The organism is Shewanella woodyi ATCC 51908 (assembly GCF_000019525.1).
GTDB classification, from domain to species: Bacteria; Pseudomonadota; Gammaproteobacteria; order Enterobacterales; family Shewanellaceae; genus Shewanella; species Shewanella woodyi.
The window spans coordinates 3877154-3899378 of record NC_010506.1 but is presented as its reverse complement, the minus strand read 5'-3'; the positions used below and the strand labels follow the sequence as shown (position 1 = coordinate 3899378).

14 protein-coding genes are annotated in these 22225 nt (G+C 44.1%); 8 read left to right on the top strand and 6 right to left on the bottom strand.

The genetic code is table 11. The features are described 5' to 3' along the window. Window positions 1–19: 19 nt before the first annotated feature. Together SWOO_RS16360 and SWOO_RS16355 are read right to left on the bottom strand one after the other, a co-directional pair. Window positions 20–8167, bottom strand: coding sequence for an Ig-like domain-containing protein (locus SWOO_RS16360; RefSeq protein WP_012325781.1), 8148 nt, complete (start codon window positions 8165–8167; stop codon window positions 20–22). An 84-nt stretch (window positions 8168–8251) separates the two neighbouring features. After that, entirely contained in the window at window positions 8252–8791 is a 540-nt protein-coding gene (locus SWOO_RS16355) for a phage tail protein (protein WP_012325780.1), read from the bottom strand. A gap of 80 nt (window positions 8792–8871) precedes the next feature. Here SWOO_RS16355 and SWOO_RS16350 point away from each other — a divergent pair, with 80 nt between their 5' ends. Then, complete coding sequence (locus SWOO_RS16350; RefSeq protein WP_012325779.1) at window positions 8872–9372, top strand: GNAT family N-acetyltransferase; 501 nt, start codon at window positions 8872–8874, stop codon at window positions 9370–9372. Between the two features lie 13 nt (window positions 9373–9385). On the opposite strand, the gene SWOO_RS16345 is transcribed toward SWOO_RS16350, so the two are convergent. The 3 genes from SWOO_RS16345 to SWOO_RS16335 form a co-directional block, all read right to left on the bottom strand. Next, window positions 9386–9697 (bottom strand): DUF6916 family protein, encoded by a 312-nt coding sequence (locus tag SWOO_RS16345; protein WP_012325778.1) that lies wholly within the window; start codon window positions 9695–9697, stop codon window positions 9386–9388. Between the two features lie 212 nt (window positions 9698–9909). Then, window positions 9910–10725 carry a DUF2797 domain-containing protein gene (locus SWOO_RS16340; protein ID WP_012325777.1) on the bottom strand — a complete coding sequence of 272 codons (816 nt, stop codon included), beginning with the start codon at window positions 10723–10725 and terminating at the stop codon, window positions 9910–9912. 315 nt (window positions 10726–11040) lie between these two features. Next, window positions 11041–11535, bottom strand: coding sequence for a glycine cleavage system protein R (locus SWOO_RS16335; RefSeq protein WP_012325776.1), 495 nt, complete (start codon window positions 11533–11535; stop codon window positions 11041–11043). A 175-nt stretch (window positions 11536–11710) separates the two neighbouring features. On the opposite strand from SWOO_RS16335, the gene SWOO_RS16330 reads away from it, so the two are divergent. The 6 genes from SWOO_RS16330 to SWOO_RS16305 all read left to right on the top strand — a co-directional run bounded on the left by SWOO_RS16330 (window position 11711) and on the right by SWOO_RS16305 (window position 20328). Further along, window positions 11711–13969 (top strand): ABC transporter permease subunit, encoded by a 2259-nt coding sequence (locus SWOO_RS16330; protein ID WP_012325775.1) that lies wholly within the window; start codon window positions 11711–11713, stop codon window positions 13967–13969. A gap of 74 nt (window positions 13970–14043) precedes the next feature. Further along, entirely contained in the window at window positions 14044–15696 is a 1653-nt protein-coding gene (gene pstA, locus SWOO_RS16325; RefSeq protein WP_012325774.1) for a phosphate ABC transporter permease PstA, read from the top strand. Window positions 15697–15765: 69 nt separating this feature from the next. Further along, the gene (gene pstB, locus SWOO_RS16320; RefSeq protein WP_012325773.1) at window positions 15766–16584 is read left to right on the top strand and encodes a phosphate ABC transporter ATP-binding protein PstB; all 819 of its coding nucleotides are present in this window, start codon (window positions 15766–15768) and stop codon (window positions 16582–16584) included. 52 nt (window positions 16585–16636) lie between these two features. Beyond that, window positions 16637–17347, top strand: a complete 711-nt coding sequence (gene phoU / locus SWOO_RS16315; RefSeq protein WP_012325772.1) for a phosphate signaling complex protein PhoU — start codon at window positions 16637–16639, stop codon at window positions 17345–17347. Between the two features lie 508 nt (window positions 17348–17855). After that, window positions 17856–19838 (top strand): BCCT family transporter, encoded by a 1983-nt coding sequence (locus SWOO_RS16310; RefSeq protein WP_012325771.1) that lies wholly within the window; start codon window positions 17856–17858, stop codon window positions 19836–19838. 127 nt (window positions 19839–19965) lie between these two features. Beyond that, window positions 19966–20328, top strand: a complete 363-nt coding sequence (locus SWOO_RS16305; RefSeq protein ID WP_012325770.1) for a YajD family HNH nuclease — start codon at window positions 19966–19968, stop codon at window positions 20326–20328. Between the two features lie 85 nt (window positions 20329–20413). Here the strand turns inward: SWOO_RS16305 and SWOO_RS16300 are convergent, their stop codons facing one another. After that, on the bottom strand, window positions 20414–20659 hold the full coding sequence (locus SWOO_RS16300; RefSeq protein WP_012325769.1) for a DUF1289 domain-containing protein: 246 nt from the start codon (window positions 20657–20659) through the stop codon (window positions 20414–20416). A gap of 239 nt (window positions 20660–20898) precedes the next feature. Between SWOO_RS16300 and SWOO_RS16295 the strand changes: the two genes are divergently transcribed. Further along, the gene (locus tag SWOO_RS16295; RefSeq protein ID WP_012325768.1) at window positions 20899–22080 is read left to right on the top strand and encodes a hypothetical protein; all 1182 of its coding nucleotides are present in this window, start codon (window positions 20899–20901) and stop codon (window positions 22078–22080) included. Window positions 22081–22225: the final 145 nt, after the last annotated feature.

Below are 22225 nucleotides of genomic sequence, written 5' to 3'. Positions count from 1 at the left end.
AGTTTGAATTATTTGCTGCTTAAAACTGATAGCTTAGTCGCATAAAACCATTGTCTATTTTATCATCCTTAATGACAAAATGTTGCCAGCCAAGTGCGAGTTGCCATTGTGGGTTAATCTTCCAATAAAGTGATACATCACTGAATAAATCGCTACCGTTTTCATCACTTTCTACGAGTTCCTGGTTTATCAGGCTGTTAAAGTCACTTTGCCAGAACCATACCCCGCCACCCAGTTTTAATCCAACGGGCTCACTAAATTGCCACAGATAGCTTATCCCTAAATCGATACCTGTCGCTGAACGTGGGCCTAAATTCTCTGCTATCTTGATCGAGGGGGCGGGGTCTAACGCGATACCTTTTGCTGTGAACTGATAATCGCCTAAGTGTTGATAACCCAAGTTAATGTGCCAATTGGGGTTGAATTGGTAACCAAATCCTAAGCCCCAACTCCAATCACTATTGTCACTGGAAAATTGTGATACCTGCATTCCAGCTGCTTCAAGCTTGTTGATATCGACTTCGGCAGATGTTCGGCTGTAACCCGTTTGAATATCTGCGAACCATGTCGCTTGTGCTGTACTGCACAGTACTAAGCTGGCAAGCAGTATCTGTGCAATTTGTTTACCTCTTCTGATTAATCCCAATACAAGCAAGAGAGCGGCAGTGAATACACTGACTGAACCACCACTACTTTCGTTATTTATCTTAATTTCTTGGTATGCATCTACAGTCACTGTGAGAACTCCTTCCATTTCAGCGCCTAACTGATCTTCTATACCATAGAGCACTCGGTCCTCTCCTTCAAATCCAAGTTGCGGTATATATTGGATTTTATTGTCAGAAGTGATACTAACCTGGCCGACTTTTGCAGTAACAAAGCTAAGAGTTATCTCTTGATCATCGATGTCGTTAGCAAGTACATCCACGATAATACTGGTTTTGTCGTCGGTGGATGCGTGATCCTCATTGGTCACCGGTGCCTCATTGGCTTTCACTGTTATAAGCACCCGAGCCGTTGCGCTATTACCTTGAGCGTCAACTACAGTATAGAGCACTTCGTCATCGCCTAAGTAACCGACTGGAGCTTGATATTGTAAAAGGCCTGTATGATTAATACTTGCTGCTCCTAATCTTCCCTGTACGCTCTGCAACTCGATGAGATCGCCTTCGGGATCACTGTCATTCAGGGTCGGATCGAGTAGAAGCAAACTGGTTTCTATTAGCTCAACGACATCATCTGCTGCATTTGGCGATAAGTTAGTCGTTGTCAGTGTTGCTACTCCTCCGGGGTCGCTAATGTGGAAGTTGGCTTCGCCATCGTCATCATTTGGTCCGCCATCCACTATGGTGAGCTGGATACACCATGCACCTTCAATCAGACCTGTTTGCCAGCTGCTCGCGCCCGGAGAGGGGCAGAACCCTGGTTCACCACTGGTACTGTGGATATGGTTGGAGTCATCTTCAACAAACTCGTACCAACCTTGAGACTCATTATATTTTCTATACACAGCGCCTGAGGGGATAGCCTTAGTCAAAGGTAGAACAATTCGATATTGATTACCCTGTATAGGTAGTCCGCTGGCGATAAAATCAAATACTCCACCGGTGAAACTAAATTCACTGTCTTGCGGCAGAGGGTCTTCTTTATCAAGCAGGAGGGTGTTTCGCTCTCCTCCAACTGCTAGGCTACCTAGCTTGATACAAACACCTGCTTCTCCCTCTATAAGATATTGAACTTGCTCATCCTCATTTTCTGGCTGAACATTACAGCTGGGCAGGGCATCCTGGAAGTTGGCTATACCATCTAAGTCATCATCGCCAAACCCTTCAACATTATCAGGGATCATATCTCCATCACTGTCGGTATTATCGAGTAAAGGTAGATTGGCAACGAGTGTTAAGCGGCGGGTAACCTGTGTTCTTTTTTGGCCATCTGAGACTTGAACTTTTATCGTGTAGTCGCCCAGCTCAACATTGGTTGGGTCGAAACGTATGATCCCTTCTGATGTGTCTAAGTCCTCTAATACAAGATGAGATAACTCCCAGTTGATAGTGAGTTGGTCATGGGGGTTGCTATCTGAATAGCTGGCGGTGAGAGTCACCTCTCCACCATCTTGTGAGATCAGCAACCTTGGTTCTTTGGCTTGGGTTATAGCAAGGGATATCTCTGGGGCGATATTACGGTTAACGATATGCATGGTGTGACTGGGCTTATAGCCGCTATTCACCGCTTCATCAAGCACGAGCTTCAATTTCTCATCTTGCTCATCTATTCCATCTTCAAAGATCTCAATCTCCAGTGTTACATCTCGCCCTGATCTGATAATAGCTTGCTGACTGCTCAAGGAGTAATCTTCATTGAGCTTAGCATCACCAGCGACGCTAAAATCGATCATAACGGGATACTGTGGTGAGTCACCATTGAGGGAAAGGGTGACGGACGCCGTTCCTCCCTCTACGACAAATTGATCTTTATGGAAGTTAACCAAGGGATAAACGTCTACCTGTTGGCTTGCGATTTTCGTGTTGCCATTGTTGTCAGTGGTTTCCCAGTAGACAAGGTGACGACCGGGTTGGAATAGAGGTTGACCATATTTAAGGCTGACAGGTAGAGGTTCTCCCTCACTGTCAAATGCTGTTGCAACACCTAGATCGACGCGTGTGAATAAGCCTTGAGCTTGGACGCTTACAGCCTCTGGCACAGTTAGTGTGGGCAGAGCCTCATTGTTAGGAGTGATTTGCAGATTTACTTGTGCTTGGCTGCTTTCACCATCAGGATCAACAATTAAGTAGCTTAAGTTAATATCGCCAGTCATACCTGAACTTAAGGTCAGCAGTAACTGTTCATTTTCTATTTCTACGTTGCCTAAGCTCGACTCTGCACTGATGAGAGAAAGTGTATCCTCATCGATATCTTCATCGTTGGCTAATACAGGTAAACGATACTCTCCGCTTGGAGTATAGTCGAGCTCAAAGGTGTCATCTTGTGCTTTGGGGGCATCGTTTACGGGAAGTATTTTGATGCTCACTTTAATGGGATTTGAACTGGATTGTTGATCGCTCACGGTGACTGTGAAGTTGTCATCACCGTGGAAGTTTTCATTGGCTTGATAGGTCCATTTAGCACCACTTGTGTCAAGGGAGCCTTGTTGAGGCTGATTAACTAGGCTTATGGTTAACTCGTCCCCTTCATCATCTTTGGCATCTAGGCTAAACACCAGTTCAGTGTCCTCTAATGCTTCAAACTGAGTACTGCTGAGAGTCGGAGTATCATTGATATTGAGCACTTCGATACTAAATGCTGGCAAACTTGCTGATGCGGCTGTGCTGTCGGTGACGCTGATTATGATATTACTGTTTATGCCCACATCGTCATTGGTAGGTGTGCCAGACAAATTGCCATTGGCGCTGTTAAAACTTGCCCAGCTTGGTTTATTACTGATCGTAAAATGGTGAGTGTCACCATTGTCGGTATCAAGTAGCGTTGGAGTGAAACTATAAAGGCTATCTTCATCGACAGAGCTGGCTGGAACACCTGTGATAACCGGAGTGAAGTTATATGCTTTGTGTACACCATCTGTGGCTTCAGCACCTTGGTTTCCTGCTTCATCGGTTAATGAGAGGGTTAGGGTAAGTGTGCCTTCATTTAAGCTGCTGACATCAACACCGTTCACGGTCTGAGGGTCACTGCTAATGCTACCGCTGCCTGTGATTGAGTTGCTGCCATCACTTATTTGATAGACATAGCTTTCTCCACTCACGCCTCCCGTGATGATAAAGCTAAGTGCAGACTCATTATTGGCGTCAATATACGCTTGTTCTATCTCTACCTCGTAGTTAGCTGGGGCTGACGTATCTATGGTCACTGCGTTGGAAATGGTTATAACTTGGGTGTTGCCAGCAAGGTCGACTGGGGAGAGGTGTGCGTCATAACTCCCTTCATTTAAGCTGTCTGCCAGCTCGTTATCTAACCAGTTACCATTGTAGATATCACTGAAACTGTCGACATCGAAAGGCCCAAATATAGTGCTGTCGTCAGCCTCTAAAGTGAAAGATAAACTGGCTATTCCTCCTGCATCAGTCACAGAGCCTGTAAGCGATGGCGTGGTATCAACACTTGTGACAGATGTGATATCTGCACTTGGTGCAATATTGTCATGAGTGAGAGAGACAAGATCTACTGCTTGAGCGCTGTTACCTGCGCTATCTTTAGCGATAACTACATAGTTAGTCTCCGTGTTATCGGTTAACGTGAGGCTGATGTTCCAGCTATTTGCTGTAACAGTACTCGATGCAATCTCAGTATTATTATCAGCGATACCATTGTTATCCGCATCTTGATAGAGACCGACCGATATGCCATTTTCACTCTGACTCCCTTCAATGGTGATGGCTGTTGTGGACTGATAGATAGGAGATGTTGGACTTAAGATGACGGCATTATCTGGAGCGATAGAATCTTCAAGAAAACTGCCAATGGCCATATCTGAAATATTGCCAGCTGTATCTTGGCTACGTAACACAAAGTGATTATCGGAATCTTGGTTAAGGTTGAGTGTCAGTGACCATGAACCCGAATTGGTGCTACTGCTGGCTAAAGGTGTATTACTGTCGGCAATGCCATTAGCATCGCTATCGGAGAGTGCAACAATGGTGATCCCATCTTCTGGGTAATCGGTTTGAGTTAAGCTGATGCTATCGGCATTAAGTGTTTGTGATGATTGCTGAGGGGTCGCTGGTGCTGGAGCTTGGGTGTCGATTAACAAGTTTGCTTCTGTTAATGCTGTAAAGCTAAAGTCTGCTAAGTTGCCATTGGCATCTTGAGCTGTATCAGAGTTGCTTTGAACCGATGTCACAGTGACGCCATCGCTGTCATTGTCTCCACTGATAACATCATAACTAAAGGTCAAGTTGGATGAGCTATGTCCACTGGTATAAACCGCGGTTCGACTTGCCCCACCAATTAAGAGAGTGGCGGTGGCGTTAGTGCCAGACAAGATAACGGTATCATCAAGTTGCACTGTGGCTGTAATGGTTTCGCCCGCTTTCAAGTGGCCTGTATTTAAGGTCACAGATTGAACAACAGGACCTAAGGCATCTTTAGTCACTGTATCTGTCACTGCAGTAGCTGAATTTCCGTTTATATCTGTGACAACAACAGAAAGGGTTAACGTGCCATCACTAAGTGAAGTGACATCTATATTTGAGATTTGGTCGCTGGCAGATGCAATCGTCCCTGAGCCATTAACACTGTCTCCGCCAGATGAGAGCGTGTAGCTGAAATTAGCGCCGACTTCAGCACCTGTAAATGTGAAGCTTACTGCGTTGTCATTTGATTCTAAAATAATGCCTTGATCAATACTGACACTGTGGCCAGTTGGCGCTGTACTGTCTTTGGTGCTGCTGTCATTAACCGCGCTCGCACTGTTGCCTGCAATATCGGTTAATACCAGACTAAGAGTGAGGGTGCCATCTCCAAGGCTGCTTACATCAATATTGTCAATGGTGTCTGTTGCCGTGGCTAAACTGCCATTACCGGTAACGGCTGTCCCGCCTCCAGAACTACTGATGGTATAGGCATACAGGCTAGCAATTTCACCTGCTGTAAAAGTGAAACTGACGGCATCTTCATTGCTGCTGTTGACAGGGTTTTGAGTGATCGACACGCTATGACCTGAGGGAGCATTGGTATCAACTTCGATACTCAAAGCTGTGCTTACAGGTGAGTCATTGCCAGCTGCATCGGTTTGAAAGGCCTTAAGTGAGTGATTTGTGCTGGTAAGAGAGGGCATGGAGGTTGACCAAGCACCGCTACTGACACTTGTAGTAATAGAGACTTCCCCTCCATCTAAAACACCATCGTCATCTGTGTCACTGAACAGGGTAAGCGTTGCACCTGTTTCACCATTACCTGAAACCTCAGGGGTTTGATCTGAGGTAATATCATCACTATCACTGCTACCTGTATCTGAGCTTGTGCTCATATCTAAGGCTGTGGGAGTTGCTGGCGCGGTGATATCGTACTTAATGTTGTTATCTGTACTGGTGCTGGCTTGGTTGGTTGCGCCAAATGCATCTGTTACGCCCCCTGCTAACACCTGAGCAATAATGTCACCTTCGTTGGCACTGATATTGGTTATAACCGTAAAGCTAGTCCCCGAGCTTGCTGAAACAGAGGTAACACTGGCAGTGACACCACCGCTCAGGTTGATATCTGTTACGTCAAAGCCAGAAATAGACTCATTAAAGATCACATCGAATACTACGGTGGCATTGTTGGTTGGATCGTTTTGACCACTGCCTTGGTTAACGGTCACAGTAGGCTGGGCATTGACCGTAAGGCTGATGGTATAACTCGAAATGGAATCTGAGATACCGTCATTGACACTAAAGGTGAAGCTAGAGCTAGTGTCACCATTAGGGATGTACTTGAGCTGGTTGGCATCTAGGTTAGCTTTAGTCACGGTGGCACTGTTTGTTAGTGTTGATTCTGCATTGTTGATGCTGCCACTGGCATCGAGATCTAACCAGAGTGAGCCATTCACAGGGGCGGTAATGATAGTGATATGGTTAAGAGTGTCACCTTCAGGATCGCTAAAAGCAAAGTCACTGGCGGCAATTGTTAACACATCACCTTCATTTGGAGTGAGCGTGTTATTGCTGCTAACGGGGAGATCATTCACTTGGCTCACTACAACGCTAGTATCAATATTACCACTACTGCCACCGTCGCCATCAGTGAGTACTGCTCTTACCGTACGAGTATTTTCGGTAGGAGTTAGGTTATCACTATTTTCATAGGTGATAGCACGAATGAGCGACTGCACAAGTGCTGGTGTGGCATTGCTATTGAAAGTAACGATAAGGTCGTTACCCTCTGATATGGCGTTGGTCAATGTCCCGATATTGGTGGCGCTAATGGTGATACTGGCACTCGCTAATCCTGTTGTGGTGACTGTGTTGTCAAAACCAAGAATATCTTCACTAGCATCTTTATTGGTGGGGATTGTAACCGTAAGTGTTCCACTGCTGAGGTTCACCGAATCTACATCGGTAACCGTCGCATTGGCGGATATGTCGATGTTTTGCTTACCGTCACCTTCACTGTAATTGAGGTTATCACCTGCAAGGTTTAATAAAGTGGGATTATCATTTACTGCCGCGACAGTCACAGTAATATCTGCATTACTCGAGGTGCCACCATCACCATCATTAATAGTTAAACGGACATTTCTTGCGCCAGCGGTTGGGTTATCAGTATCGCTGTTTTGGTAAGTTAATGCTTGTACTAAAGTCTGGACATGAGCTGGGGTGGCTGATGCGTTTAAGTTGATGACAAAGTCATTGCCCGCGGCAATGTTATTGGCCAAAGTTCCTATTGTGCCAGGGCCGGTGATAGCAACGTTACTTCCCGCTGTTGTACCAGCTAAAGATACTGTGCCATTAGTATCAATAGAGAGGATATCTTCTGCAGCATCTTCGCCTGAAGTGATGGTCAGGGTGAGGTTTCCGCCATCGAAATTACCGCCATCTGCATCACTGACAGAAGCTACCGTACCTTGATCAATTATTTGAGTGCCATCGCCTTCGGTATAGGTAAAGCTGTCGCCATTGATGTTAGTAAGTGTTGGAGCGGTATTGGTGGGCGCAGCTGTAAAAATAATGTTGTCCATTATTAGCAGCATTACATTACCTGCGCTAGTGCTGCCAGTTATGGTAAATGAACTGCTAGGGTTGCTCCAGCTAGTAAAGGAAATGTTATTGCCATTTACGTTATTCCCCCAAGTAGAACCACCATTATTATCAGTAAAAGCGCTATTGCCGCTGCCGTCTGTTGGGGTAAAGGTAAGGCTATTAATGGTTTGAGAAATATCGCTGGTATGAATGCTGGTCAAGTTGACCGGAGCGGAAAAAGATATCGTGATTAGGCTAGCACCAGTAGATTGATCTACTGCGGCGACGTTAGCAATTGTACCAGCATTACCAGAATTATGAGCCACTATCCAAGTATCATCGTTACTTACGGCAGTTAAAGTAATTCCATCTACTGTGGTGGTGATTGTTTGAGTGCCAGCGCCACTGACACCTGATTCGAAGTCGATGGTACTGGCCGATAAAGGGGAGGCTAGACTGCCGATAAGTATAAGTAATAATCCGTATTTCATAGTCCTGTCCCTGTTCTTGTAAATTTTTTAAGGTCGGGACTTCAATTTTACCGACCTGTTTCTTTGTATTGAATTAGCTCTAAATTATTGCCGTGATGGAAATAGTCCCTGTATTGCAATGATAAAGTTAACGACTTGGTAGGGTTGCATGTTATTAATCGCAGAGTTGCCGCCGGCAGTGTTTGTTTCGTGGGGACTAATAACTGTATCGGGTGTCCCGTTGCTATAGCTGTTGACAGAAGTTAAACCACTACTGGATTTAGCGAGGTACATATTATTATCGGGTACTGCTGAGGTCCCTTCCGTAGATACAGCATCTAACTGTGCGCTATGGGTATGTTTGGGCATTTGATTCAACTGCAAGGTATTGCTCTCACTACCAGAGCTTTGCCCCATTGTTTTAGGGCTTAAACCTGGACCATTACCTTGATGCATTGGGGTGCGACCACGAAGATCGGGTAAGCCAAAAGTGGTGCGACCATCACCACCAAATTCCGTACCTAATAGTGAGAACATGGCTGTATTTTGTGAAATGGGAAGAAGCGCACCATCACATTTTGCGTAGCTTCTTGGTGCGAAGTTAAATCCCACCATCTTGATCTCGCCGATAAAAGGTTCTGACATTGTTACTCTCCTAATCTTGTTATTTTCAGATTTTTTAGTATGTTGGGTACAATCCACCGACAAAATATAGGTGACCGAACATGGACGGTTTACAACTCACATCACTCGAACTTAAAGCTCATAGTGAGGCTGATTTGCCTTTTTTACTGCAGCTCTATACCTCTGTTCGCCGCGATGAGTTTGCCGCAGCTAATTGGCCTGAGTCGCAATTAAACCTTTTTTTATCTGAGCAGTTCAGCGCTCAGTACCGCTACTATTGTCAGCATTACAGCACTGACAGATTCGACATTATCTATTACCAAAATCAAGCGGTCGGTCGTCTGTTTGTTGATTACTGGTTGGACGAAAACCAAGAGATCCGTATTGTCGATATCTCTTTGATGCCTGAGTATCGAGGGATCGGGATTGCCAGTTGTCTGCTGGAACAGTTATTTATTGAAGCTGAAACCTTAGGTTTGACCGTGAGCATACATGTGGAGCGAAATAACCCTGCCAGAGCGCTATATGAGCGTTTAGGCTTTAAGTTAAAAACGCAGACGGACGAAGTGTATCTATTGATGGAGTGGCAAGCTGCAAGTTGAGTAAGTAATGGCGTCATAGCTCAACCTCTCTATTGATCACGATCTCATATTGAGTCGCTGAGATTGCCGAGCAAAATAGCCACTGTTTGCCAATGATTGGATGACTGAAGGTGTAACACCCTTGGGGTACTCGGTTAGGTAAGGTGTCTTTAAGGCGTGTGGTAAAGCTCTCATAGTTTTGATTATGGGCAGAGCCGGTAACAATTTCATCTATGATGAGTTCAAGATGATTACCTTGGGGGTCTTCAACATTTACCGTTTTACCAATAAGTTGCTTGAAGGTTTGATAAGAGGGGATAGGTAAATTATTGGCTTGATCAATCACGTGACACTTCCTTGTATTTCCTATGCCAGCACTGAGAAATCAATATTTTGATTTGTGCTAACATGCAACCCAACATCCTTGTTGCCTAAATGTTAATTTAATGCTGGCTCTTTGTCCATGCTTAAATGTCCGGAGGATTAATGAATTAAGGCGGGAAGATTAATTTGTAAAAAAGGACCCATGGCAGGTCCTTGCTGTACTGGCTTTTTACGTTAACTTAGGCTTATCTCGTAAGAGGTGAACTTTCTAAGGTTAATGACGCCAGTATCGAAGATTAAGTACTGCCCTTTAATGCCAAGCAATACACCGCTGACAACAGGGTCTTTATCGAAGTTGTGTGAGCTGATTTTGGTTGGAAATTCAGTGACTGGAAACTGAATGTCCTGAATATCTTCATTTAGCTTTTCAATGGCATACTCACCATTTTTCATGCAGATCTCATGTATCTTGTTTTCAACTTCAGGCAGAAGTTCAGCGGCTTTAGCCTTGAGATCTATCGCTTCAGCATTGCCTTTGAGCATAGTGCGCCAATTTGTCTTATCGGCAATCATCTTAGCCAGTTCGACTTCAACTAAGCCAGAGATCTGCCTCGTTGAGACCTTTAAGATAGGCAATCCCTGAGTCGCGCCTTGATCTATCCAACGGGTAGGTAGTTGGGTGTGTCGAGTGATCCCCACTTTAAGACCAGAGGTGTTTGAAAGGTAAACATAATGTGGCACAAAGCAGTTAGCTTCTCCCCATTCAGGCTCACGGCAGGTTCCCTGTGCAAAGTGGCAAGTCTCTGGTTTCATTATGCACATGTCACAGCTAGCTAGTTTTTTCATACAGACAAAGCAGTGACCTTGAGAGTAGCTCTTCTTGGTTTTCTTACCGCAGTTACTACAGCTTATTTTGCCTGTGTGAGTTAAGGTCACGCTTGTACCAATAAGCGGGTTCATCTCTACTAATTGATCGCCAATTGGCAATTGATACTGTACCTGCTGGTTATCATCCAGTGTGGCACGCATTTTTTTTATTGATCCTAACATTAGGGGGTTCCTAGCATAAATGTACTTAGATACATGTGTAGCAGACATTGATTTGGCTTAAGTTCAAAATCTAACGTTCCGATACCGATAGCCAATCTGTAATTTTGTTAGTCTATCAGATTGTTGTTGGGATATTTGATTGATTTTTTCGATTGCAGTGAAGAAGGTAAATTGATGATAAAAATGGAAAGAGGGATTGGATAAAAAGGGAGCGTAACCTCCCTTATATCAGAGTAGTGCTATTTTAAATATGCATGAGCCCACTAAATGCTGTATCACACTTGGTTAAGTGATCATCTCTTTTATATTCTGTTATTACACCTTATCCAGCACAACATCATCACCAATTGTGTAGAGAGCATCGCTGAGCAGCTCCTCTTGTGCATCATTTTTCATGGCAACGTCAAAGTTTGCTCTAAATAGGGCGACCCCTGTGTGGCCAGCGCTTTCATAACGCGTGCTGAGATGTTCGATATTCATCCCCATTGAACTGATTTTATTTGAAATATCGTGCACTAGGCCTGGCCTGTCATAGGCAACTAAAGAGTAACTTTTGTGGGTCGGTAGAGATTGCTCCTTACTCGTTTTAGCGTAGGTTAAACTTAAGCCCTCAATGCACTCTAAATTTTCTACTAAAGTATCCCAATTTGAAGCGGGAACTTCTAACAAGAGTATGGCTGCAAAGATGCCATCTATGTGGCGAAGCTCTGAATCTAACCAGTTTCCTCCATGACGACTCACAGCATGTGCAATTTGCTCAACTAAGCCATTTTTATCTGGGACTTGAAGGGTCACTAAGTATCGTAACATATTGATATAGCTCCTATGATTAATAATTCTCTCTTGCTTATTGCACTGTAACACTAGTGTCATCTTTGCGTCATATAATGCTACCCATCAAAATAAAGGGGTTAACTATTGTTAGCATAGCAATCGTAACAATCCCAGTGAAAAGTCTACCGATTATTTAATTAACGAGGTTTTAATGGAAACTCAGGCGATAAAACCTGATCCTAAGGCTAACGCTCTACTGATGGGCAAAGGTTCGAGTCGCAGGGCGATCACGGACAAGATGACTCAGGTTGGTGTGACCATAGGCGGCACCATGGTGTTTGTGGCGCTTTTATTGATCTTCTTTTATCTCTTATATGTTGTTAAACCTATTTTTGATGGGGCTGAAGTTAAGCCTCTAGTGAGTGTTGAACTGTCGGATGATGCGAGCCCAGCTTTGATGGTGGGTAGCGATGAGCAAAATGAGCTTATCTACCGCGTTTCAAATACAGGCCAGGTAGATTTCTATAAAGCGAAAACAGGTCAACTGCTTGAAAGGGAACAACTGATTTTACCTAACGGTACTCAAGTAAGCAGTAGTGCTGTTTCAGCGCCGAGTGAACAAAGGTTTGCCCTTGGGCTCGATAATGGTCAGCTTTTACTCGCAGGCATTAGCTTTGGGGTGACTTACCCAGAAAATGAACGTCTTATTACACCTGATATCAGGTTCCCTGCTGGTACACAGGCATTAACTATTGATGAGAACGGTTCTGCACTTCATCACCTGACTTTTGGTTATAGCAGTGAAGTGATGAGTTTTGCCTATCAAGATGACGCTAAAGTGTGGCGTTTAGCACGTCAAGAAGGTGAAGAGAACATGATGACCGAAGAGGTTGAATGGATCTCCTCAACGGGTGTTATTCAAGAAGCTCCCTCGAATGTGCAGCAAGCGCTAATGACACCCGATCAACGCCAATTGATCTTAAGAAGCAGTGACAAGTTGTTTATCTACGATATTCGTGATGTCGAAGATATTCAGTTGATGCAAGTGTTAGCACTTGATTTGGCAAATACACAAGTTAAAAGTGTCAGTTTACTTGCTGGTGCCAGCTCGCTTTTGGTGAGTTATGACTCTGGTGTTGTGTTGCAATACTTTCAGGTAAACGGCGAGAGGGGTCGCCAATATCAGGAGATTCGAGGTTTCGACAAACTCGGTGATGTTGCCAGTATTGCCAGCGAGTTTTACCGTAAGAGCTTTGTGACGGTAAGTGATAAAGGCGAGCTCTCTCTGCTCTATACCACTAGTCAGCGTAAGCTGTTTTCTGAGAATTTTGATCTGAAGAATCCGGGTAAAATAGGGTTTAGCCCAAGATCGAATGCACTGGTTGTTGAGGCTGGAAATAAGTTACACCTTTTCAATGTTGAGAATGAGCATCCAGAGGTTTCTTGGAGCGCCATGTGGAGCAAGGTTTGGTATGAGGGTTATCCTGAACCAAAATATGTGTGGCAGTCGACCTCTGGTTCTGATGACTTTGAGGCAAAATTAAGCTTAATGCCTTTGGCGTTTGGTACTATGAAAGCTGCGCTATATGCCATGTTGTTTGCAACGCCTTTAGCGATTGCTGGTGCGGTATACACGGCTTACTTCATGTCTCCTAAAGTCCGCTCTATTGTTAAACCAACCATTGAGATTATGGAAGCTCTGCCGACGGTTATTTTAGGCTTCTTAGCTGGTCTTTGGCTTGCTCCCTTGATAGAGGATAATCTGCCTGGAATATTGGTTTTACTCATCTTGCTTCCGGTGTCGATTCTTTCAAGTGCCTTTGCCTGGTATCACCTGCCTGGTAAGTGGAAGCAGAGGTTACCTGATACTTATCAAGAGTTGATGTTAATCCCTGTCATCCTGTTTATCGGTTGGTTCTCATTTACCATCAGCCCAGCGATTGAGATCCTCCTGTTTGATGGTGATTCACGCATGTTTATTACTAATGAACTAGGGATCACGTTCGATCAGCGAAACGCTCTTGTTGTCGGTATCGCTATGGGCTTTGCGGTTATTCCGACCATCTTCTCTATTGCTGAAGATGCGGTTTTCTCGGTTCCTCGTCACCTCTCAAATGGTAGCTTGGCTCTTGGGGCTACCAACTGGCAAACCTTAACGCGCGTGGTGCTATTAACTGCAAGTCCTGGGATATTCTCCGCAGTGATGATGGGGCTTGGCCGCGCTGTTGGTGAAACCATGATCGTACTGATGGCTACGGGTAATACGGCCATCATGGAGTGGAGTGTGTTTGAAGGCATGAGAACCCTAGCGGCTAATATCGCTGTGGAGATGCCTGAGTCGGCGATAGGCAGCTCACACTATCGAGTGCTCTTCTTGGCCGCTTTTGTACTGTTTATCTTTACATTCTTCTTTAACACTATCGCTGAAGTCGTTAGACAACGTCTTCGTGAACGTTACAGCTCACTTTAAATATAAGAACATGATGATTAAGTATATGAAGTCGAATATGTGTGTTTTGGCGTTAAACCTAGGGAGTGTTTCTCATGGGTAAGTGGTTTAAATCAGGTTCCCCATGGATCTGGATGACTGGTGGTGCTGTTAGCATCAGCTTAATTGCTGTTCTCGGCCTACTTCTAATGATTGCATGGCGCGGCCTAAGCTACTTTTGGCCTGCTGAGATCTATCAGTGGGAGCTTAATGACCAAAATGGGCAACAATACACCTTGATTGGTGAGATCTATGACAGCGAAGAGGTGCCGACAGAACGTTTAGTGGCTGCTGGGCATCAATTTGAACAGGCGCCTGGTGATACCGTTAAGCGATATCTTATTAAAACGGGTAACCGTGAGTTTGTGGGTTTGGATTTTCGCTGGATATTAGCAACTGATATTATTTCACGCAGTAAACCTGATGATATTGCAGTGATTGAGCGAAGTAAGAACGGTGACTTTTATGGCTATCCGGTTGCTGTGATAGAAAATGGGCAACGTCTTGAGCTTAAGGATGTTGAGTCCTCGTTGATGTCTCATATTGAGCGTGCGGTTGAGCTCAATGATGAAGCGGTGAAGCTTCAGAAAAGTGAGATAGGTTCAATTAACTATGCCCTAGAGAAGTTGAGGTTAAAGGAGCGTGGTTATGAGTTGGATAACAAGTTAACCGATGCGCGTAAACTTGAGCTGGAGACAGCACGTAGCACCCTTCAGGCCGATTACTTAGTATTAGAGAAGCAGTTTTTTGCGCTTAGAGAGGAAGCTGGACGTGACTCGGTCATCATTAAAGATATGCGAGGCCTAGAAGTTACTTTAAAACTAGACTCAATTCTTGATGTGACCTATGCCAACCGAATGGGGCTGTTTAGTAAAGTTGGACACTGGTTTGTTGGTATGGGGCGCTTTATTAGTGATGACCCTCGCGAAGCCAATACTGAAGGTGGTGTCTTCCCTGCCATTTTCGGTACTGTATTTATGGTGATGTTGATGGCCGTTATCGTGACGCCATTTGGTGTGATTGCGGCTATCTACCTCCATGAATATGCTAAAAAAGGTCCTGTGACTAAGATGATACGCATTGCCGTGATCAACTTGGCTGGTGTTCCCTCCATTGTTTATGGTGTATTTGGTTTAGGTTTCTTTGTTTATATGTTCGGTGGCACGCTGGATCAGCTCTTCTATCCTGAAGCTTTGCCTGCTCCAACCTTTGGCTCGCCAGGGGTTATCTGGTCAGCATTGACCTTGGCAATATTAACTCTGCCAGTGGTCATTGTATCAACCGAAGAAGGACTTAGTCGTATACCCAGTGCTGTTCGCCAAGGCAGCTTAGCCTTAGGGGCAACCAAGGCTGAAACTTTATGGCGTATTGTCATACCTATGGCAAGCCCAGCGATTATGACTGGGCTGATTCTTGCGGTAGCACGAGCGGCGGGGGAAGTTGCCCCCCTAATGCTGGTGGGGGTTGTAAAACTCGCGCCGACTCTGCCAATAGATATGAACTTTCCTTTTGTGCATCTGGAACGTAAGTTTATGCACCTAGGCTTCCATATTTATGATGTTGGTTTCCAAAGTCCCAACGTTGAGGCTGCAAGACCTTTAGTGTATGCGACCTCTTTCTTGCTGGTCTCCGTCATTGTGTCACTGAACCTGACCGCTATCGGCGTACGAAACCACTTACGTGAAAAATATCGCTCGCTAGAGCATTAAGCTTGATCACGATTTAAATTCGCTCTGTATATGTAGTAAATAAAAACAGTTAAAGTGATAGGACATAAAATGATTTCGATAGATAAGTCTGCCATGAGCACAAATGAAATAGACCTCAACAATTTGAGTCAAGAAGAAACTGCCTTGGAGATCCGTAACTTAGACCTAAAGTATGGAGACAAGCAGGCTCTATTCGATGTATCAATGAAGATACCTGAGAAGCAGGTTACTGCCTTTATTGGACCAAGTGGTTGTGGTAAATCGACTTTACTACGCTGTATTAATCGTATGAATGATCTGGTGGATAACTGTCACATCGGCGGTGAAATCTTACTCAATGGTCAAAACATCTATGACAAAAAAGTGGATGTCGCTGCGTTGAGACGTAATGTGGGTATGGTATTTCAGCGTCCAAATCCATTCCCTAAATCTATCTATGAAAATGTGGTTTATGGCCTACGTCTGCAAGGGGTAAACAACCGTCGAGCTCTTGATGAAGCGGCGGAGCGTTCACTGCGCGGCGCGGCTATCTGGGATGAGGTAAAAGACAGGTTACATGATAACGCTTTCGGGCTTTCAGGCGGGCAGCAGCAGCGTTTGGTTATTGCTCGCGCGATTGCCATCGAGCCTGAAGTGTTACTGCTTGATGAGCCCACTTCTGCATTGGATCCTATCTCTACCTTGACCATTGAAGAGCTGATCACTGAGCTAAAATCTAAATATACGGTGGTGATAGTGACCCACAATATGCAGCAGGCTGCTAGGGTGTCGGATCAAACTGCCTTCATGTATATGGGTGAGTTAGTTGAATATGCGGATACCAATACCATATTCACCACTCCTAAAACCCGTAAAACAGAAGATTATATTACTGGACGTTACGGTTAACGAGTGTGGCCTAAAACTCCCTTTGGTAAAGAATTAAAAGGTTTAAATCGCAATGGAAAATATGAACTTAAGTAAACATATTTCGGGCCAGTTCAATGCTGAACTTGATGATATCCGTAATCGAGTCTTGGCGATGGGTGGATTGGTTGAGCGTCAACTTGAGCAATCACTTGATGCGCTCAGTGCCTTGGATGCCGAGCTCGCCCAAAAGGTGATAGAGGGGGATCATAAGGTTAATGGTATGGAAGTGGCTATCGATGAGGAGTGCACGAGGATCATTGCGAAGCGTCAACCAGCGGCGAGCGATCTACGTCTCGTGTTAGCTATCTCTAAAACCATTACCGATCTGGAGCGCATTGGTGATGCGTGTGTGAAAATCGCTAAGGCGGCAATGGATAAGCGCTCTAAAAATCAACAACCTTTACTGGTTAGCATCGAAAATATGGGGCGTCATGCGACGCGCTTGCTACATGCAACATTAGATGCGTTAGCGCGTATGGATGCAGAGGTCGCGCTAGAGCTTCATAAAGAAGATTTTAAGATAGATAAAGAGTATGAAGGGATCATTCGTCAATTGATGACCTACATGATGGCCGATCCTCGTTCTATCCCTGAAGTCCTTGATGTACTTTGGGCGGCTCGTGCGGTTGAACGTGTTGGAGATCGTTGTCAAAATATCTGTGAATACATCATCTATTACGTCAAAGGGAAAGATGTTCGTCATGTCTCCTACGAAGAGATGGAGAAAGATCTCAACCTGTAAATTGACTCTCTCTGTTTAAGTGATCTATATCACTGATTTTTACCTTAAAAAAGCAGCATTACGCTGCTTTTTTTCTAATATGGGATATAAAGTAGTCGTTTGTTCAGAATTAACGATAATTTTCCTGTATAGTGTGTAAATCTTTGTGTATAGGCAGATTGTATTCAATAGCGCCAGCCTTGTGTTTTAGGCATTTTTTGGTCGTTATTCAATGGGATTTGCTGTTTCTATAAGCTAACTTATTCATTTAAAATAAAAATATAGTTTAGCTTCTAGTGTAAAGCCTCAGTGAAATACTGAGTATATAGCCATAACTGGCGTTCACAAATTGTACTTCCCGGCACAGATACAAGTATTGATAGTTAATGTGACTTGTATGATGTCTCACCGTCCAATGTTGACCGGGATATTTGTAGTTGCGTGAGCCATACTGAATGGGTCGTAGATGTTTAGTTCATCTATCACTCTATTTTGGTATATCAACTATTGATTAATTTGCGAGAGTGGTATGTCGATCAAATCCAGTATAAATCCTCCTGTGTTTTTCTCCTCTGTTTTTCTAATCGCGTTAATGGTGTTTGTTGGGGCTGTATGGCCTACTCAAGCACAAACCGTATTTAAGTCAGCTCAGTCTTGGTTCGAATTGAAAGCCGGTTGGTTGTATATTCTTGGCGTTGCTGTATTTCTGATTTTTATTATCTTTGTCATGATGAGCCGATTTGGAGATATTAAGTTAGGTCCAGATCACGCTGAGCCCGATTACAGCTATAAGAGCTGGATCGCCATGCTGTTTTCAGCAGGCATGGGAATTGGCTTGATGTTCTTCGGTGTAGCAGAGCCTGTTATGCATTATCTGGCGCCACCTGATGCGACACCAGCGTCGATTCAAGCGGCTAAAGATGCCATGAAGATCACCTTCTTCCATTGGGGAGTCCATGCTTGGGCCATCTATGCTGTAGTGGCGCTCAGTTTGGCTTATTTCTCCTACCGTCATAAGCTTCCATTGCTTCCACGTAGTGCACTTTACCCATTAATTGGTGAGCGGATCTACGGTCCAATCGGTCATGCTGTCGATACCTTTGCGGTATTAGGTACCATGTTTGGTGTTGCGACCTCTTTAGGTTTTGGCGTACTGCAGGTTAACTCAGGTCTTAACTATCTACTGGGCGTACCAGTGAATACTTATATTCAAGTTGGGCTGATTATTGCCATCTCCTTGATCGCGACAGTTTCGGTTTTCTCCGGTTTAGATAAAGGGGTGAAACGACTCAGTGAGTTGAACCTTGGTTTAGCCGTTTTACTGCTTATTTTTGTACTGATATTTGGCCCTACGGTTGAGCTATTGCAAGCCTTTGTTCAAAATACTGGTAGCTATTTAAGCGATATCGTCGGCAAGACGTTTAACTTATATGCTTATGAGCAGAAAAATGATTGGATTGGCGGATGGACGCTACTCTATTGGGGCTGGTGGATCTCATGGTCCCCATTCGTAGGGACATTTATTGCCCGCGTATCACGTGGACGTACAATCAGAGAGTTCCTCGTTGGGGTACTGTTTGTGCCAGCGGCGTTTACTTTCCTCTGGATGACGGTATTTGGTAATACGGCTATCGATGCGATTATGAATCATGGTGCGACTTACCTTTCTGAAGCGGTATCTTCGGATGTGTCCGTGGCGTTGTTTGTCTTCTTTGAGCATATGCCGTTGTCTAATGTGTTATCCACTATTGCCCTGTGTTTGGTGGTGACCTTTTTTGTGACATCGTCAGATTCTGGCTCACTTGTGATAGACAATCTCACGTCGGGTGGCGATCATAACGCTCCAGTTTGGCAGCGTGTATTTTGGGCCTTACTGCAAGGTGTTGTTGCATCTGTGCTTCTGCTTGCTGGTGGATTACAAGCATTACAAACTGTTGCGATAGCCAGTGCATTACCTTTCTTACTTGTGATGCTATTAATGTGCTTTGGTCTGTATAAAGCTCTAAAAGATGATTGGCTTAAGATCAATAGCGTGCAGTCTCATAATACCAGTGTTCAGTTCACTAAAACTGATGTGAACTGGGAAGATCATATTGATGTTCTGGTCTCTCATCCGAGTCAAAAAGATGCGCAAGATTTTCTTGATAATGTGGCAACTCCAGCACTAACTAAGGTGTGTGAGAGCTTTATTAGTAAAGAGATCCCTGCTGAAGTGTTGAATTTTGAGAATCGAATTCGCTTTGTTATTGCCAATGAAGAGTATGATGATTTTGCCTATGGTCTGCGTATTCGTGCATTTACTATTATCAATCCAATCGAGAGTGAGGTTGATGGTGGTGAGACTGAATACTACCGTGTTGAGGTGTTCCTTGAACATGGCGGTCAGCATTATGATGTAATGGGCTTTAATCAAGATCAGATCTTAGCCGATGTTGTCACTCAGTATGAGAAGTATCTGCATTATCTGCATTTAACTAACTCTGAGTATGTGGGTGACGAGATTAACGCTTAGTTATTTCTGAATAGGCTCAGATAACGTTAAACAGCCCTTTTTAGGGCTGTTTTTTTATCTATTGAGTTAGTTTTGGGGTAAAATCTCAATTTGATAGTTTTCGTTATTTTAAGTAGAGATGATCTTTATGTCAGCAAATCAAGGGCAAAGTAAATTAGATAGGGTGTTGGCCGAAGCTAGAGAGTACAAGGCTAAACGTGAAACTGGCTATCGTGAGCAAGCGTTAAAACTGTATCCTTGGGTGTGTGGACGCTGTACCCGTGAGTTTAATAATGCGAATTTACGTGAACTTACCGTGCACCATAGAGATCACAACCACGATAACAATCCATCAGATGGTTCTAACTGGGAGCTGTTGTGCCTCTACTGTCATGATAATGAACACTCCAAATTTGAAGAGTTAATCCAATATGGTGCGACTAAAGAAGCGGTAGTTGAATCTGCAACTTACAACCCTTTTGCAAACCTTAAAGGCATGATGAAGAAGTAGTCTTGCAGGCACTTTGCGATAGGCTTTATTTACGCTAGGTTTAAATGGAAGAGATAGGCACTTAGCCTATCTCTTTTTGTTTCGGTTAAGCTTCAGCCGTGTCACTCTCAAGGCGTGCAGCGACCTCTTGCCACTTATCTCTACTGATCTTTTGGCTGTTCTCGCCTTTACCTAAGGCTGCTTTTCGTGCTGGGATCTGCTTCCAGACTTCGGCCTTAAAAGCGTTATCAGCTTTACTCCAGCCGACGATTTCATCGATGTTTCGATAGCACCCCATGCAGATATCATCTTCATTCACGCCACACTTTGCTACACAAGGAGATTGAATCATTTTACGTCCACTCTTGATTTTTAGAATAAATTTTTATGGGGTGCGATTTTAATGCTCTTTATCACAGTATTCAATAGCTGTGAGTGTTAGGTATTAAGGTCAATATATTTTATTGACGAATAGTGATTAGCTTTTCAGGCTATAGGTTAATCACAGCAAACTTGGTAGACTTCGCCAGAATTTTTTGTATTTTTTTACACCCACTTTTCAATGGATTATGAAGAGTCATTGGAGGCGTTATGAAAGCGTTACTGCGCTTAAGTGTTATGGCATTGCTTGGCATGTTAACAACAGCATGTTCTTTATTAGAGGTTAAGCTTGAGAGTGGTATTGAACCCCTTCCTCAAGAGCAGCTAAATATGCGGGTGTTTAGCCGTGACTTTAGCAGCTCTTTTTACAGCAAGGTGGAGCAAACTGCGGATAAGATAGCCCTTCTTCATAAGGATGAAGCTGATGCTATCTATATCCATTCAAATAGTTTGATGTGGAAGATCTATTCTGAGCAGGCTCTACAACGCACGATTTTTCAAGCTTCACCCGTTGCTGCCATGGTTGATACGTGGGCATTAACAGCTCAGATGACAGAGTTTTATGAAACCGGCGCAGGTAAAGCGCTCTTTGGTTCAGATCAAGCGTTAGCCGTTGAGGTAAGCCGATCGCTGCAGGTGCAATTTGAAAACACCATCAAGGGGTTCGTAAAGCCAGGTGAGTTTGATCAAAACAAGGCATTCATCGAGCAATATGTAGATAAAAACCCGCTAACTGAGATGACATTTAGCCGGCACTCGGCCTTTAATGATTGGCTAACGTTCAGAGGCATTAATGAGTTTGAAGCGGTGACCACCTTTGGTTCGGTACCTGAAGTGATGAGTGATATCTCAGATCGCATGGCGATGATCGCCGAGCAGATGCCAAAAATCTTAGGTTGGAAGGCGGAGCTATATGCACTTCACTCCAATATTAATGCTGCAGAGATCCAAGATACATTGGCTAATATCAGTGATACTTCAGCTAAGTTTCGTGAGTTGATGGCTCAAAGTCCTGAGATGATGCAGGCGTTAGCTGTGGATATGCGTCGCGAGTTGAGCCCGCTTTTGCAGCAACTTAGTGACTCTACTGATAATAAACTGGCACAGCTTTCAGTTGAGCGTCAGGCACTGGAGTTGATGGTGAAGAATGAGCGTCTTGCATTAGAGGAGATGGTAAGCCGAGAGCGTGTTGAAGCTGCAGCGAACTTGGATGAGATCTCTAAACATACTGTTGAAGTGGTGTTTCAGGAGTTGACCAAGACACTTAAGAGCTTAATTCTCTATTTTGTGCTTTTCCTAATTGTGGTTTTCTTTGCACCACTTGGTTTAGGGGTTTGGTTAGGCAAGCGCATGGAGAGTAAACGCTCGGTTAAACCTGCTAAAGCTACATAGTTATACCGCAGCTAATGGACAGGCATTAGCTGCTCTCAACGCTATTATTTCTTCCCTTTATTATCTCACTCAGCATATTGGCACGATTATGCTGTATAATTCGCTCCCTCGGCCTAGGGCTGGAATTTCATTAGTGTAGAGAGCT

What these genes read in the sequence shown, in the direction of transcription:
- SWOO_RS16360 (WP_012325781.1), bottom strand. Translation starts at nt 8,167, where the DNA reads ATGAAATACGGATTATTACTTATACTTATCGGCAGTCTAGCCTCCCCT.
- SWOO_RS16355 (WP_012325780.1), bottom strand. Translation starts at nt 8,791, where the DNA reads ATGTCAGAACCTTTTATCGGCGAGATCAAGATGGTGGGATTTAACTTC.
- SWOO_RS16350 (WP_012325779.1), top strand. Translation starts at nt 8,872, where the DNA reads ATGGACGGTTTACAACTCACATCACTCGAACTTAAAGCTCATAGTGAG.
- SWOO_RS16340 (WP_012325777.1), bottom strand. Translation starts at nt 10,725, where the DNA reads ATGTTAGGATCAATAAAAAAAATGCGTGCCACACTGGATGATAACCAG.
- SWOO_RS16335 (WP_012325776.1), bottom strand. Translation starts at nt 11,535, where the DNA reads ATGTTACGATACTTAGTGACCCTTCAAGTCCCAGATAAAAATGGCTTA.
- SWOO_RS16330 (WP_012325775.1), top strand. Translation starts at nt 11,711, where the DNA reads ATGGAAACTCAGGCGATAAAACCTGATCCTAAGGCTAACGCTCTACTG.
- pstA (WP_012325774.1), top strand. Translation starts at nt 14,044, where the DNA reads ATGGGTAAGTGGTTTAAATCAGGTTCCCCATGGATCTGGATGACTGGT.
- pstB (WP_012325773.1), top strand. Translation starts at nt 15,766, where the DNA reads ATGATTTCGATAGATAAGTCTGCCATGAGCACAAATGAAATAGACCTC.
- phoU (WP_012325772.1), top strand. Translation starts at nt 16,637, where the DNA reads ATGGAAAATATGAACTTAAGTAAACATATTTCGGGCCAGTTCAATGCT.
- SWOO_RS16310 (WP_012325771.1), top strand. Translation starts at nt 17,856, where the DNA reads ATGTCGATCAAATCCAGTATAAATCCTCCTGTGTTTTTCTCCTCTGTT.
- SWOO_RS16305 (WP_012325770.1), top strand. Translation starts at nt 19,966, where the DNA reads ATGTCAGCAAATCAAGGGCAAAGTAAATTAGATAGGGTGTTGGCCGAA.
- SWOO_RS16300 (WP_012325769.1), bottom strand. Translation starts at nt 20,659, where the DNA reads ATGATTCAATCTCCTTGTGTAGCAAAGTGTGGCGTGAATGAAGATGAT.
- SWOO_RS16295 (WP_012325768.1), top strand. Translation starts at nt 20,899, where the DNA reads ATGAAAGCGTTACTGCGCTTAAGTGTTATGGCATTGCTTGGCATGTTA.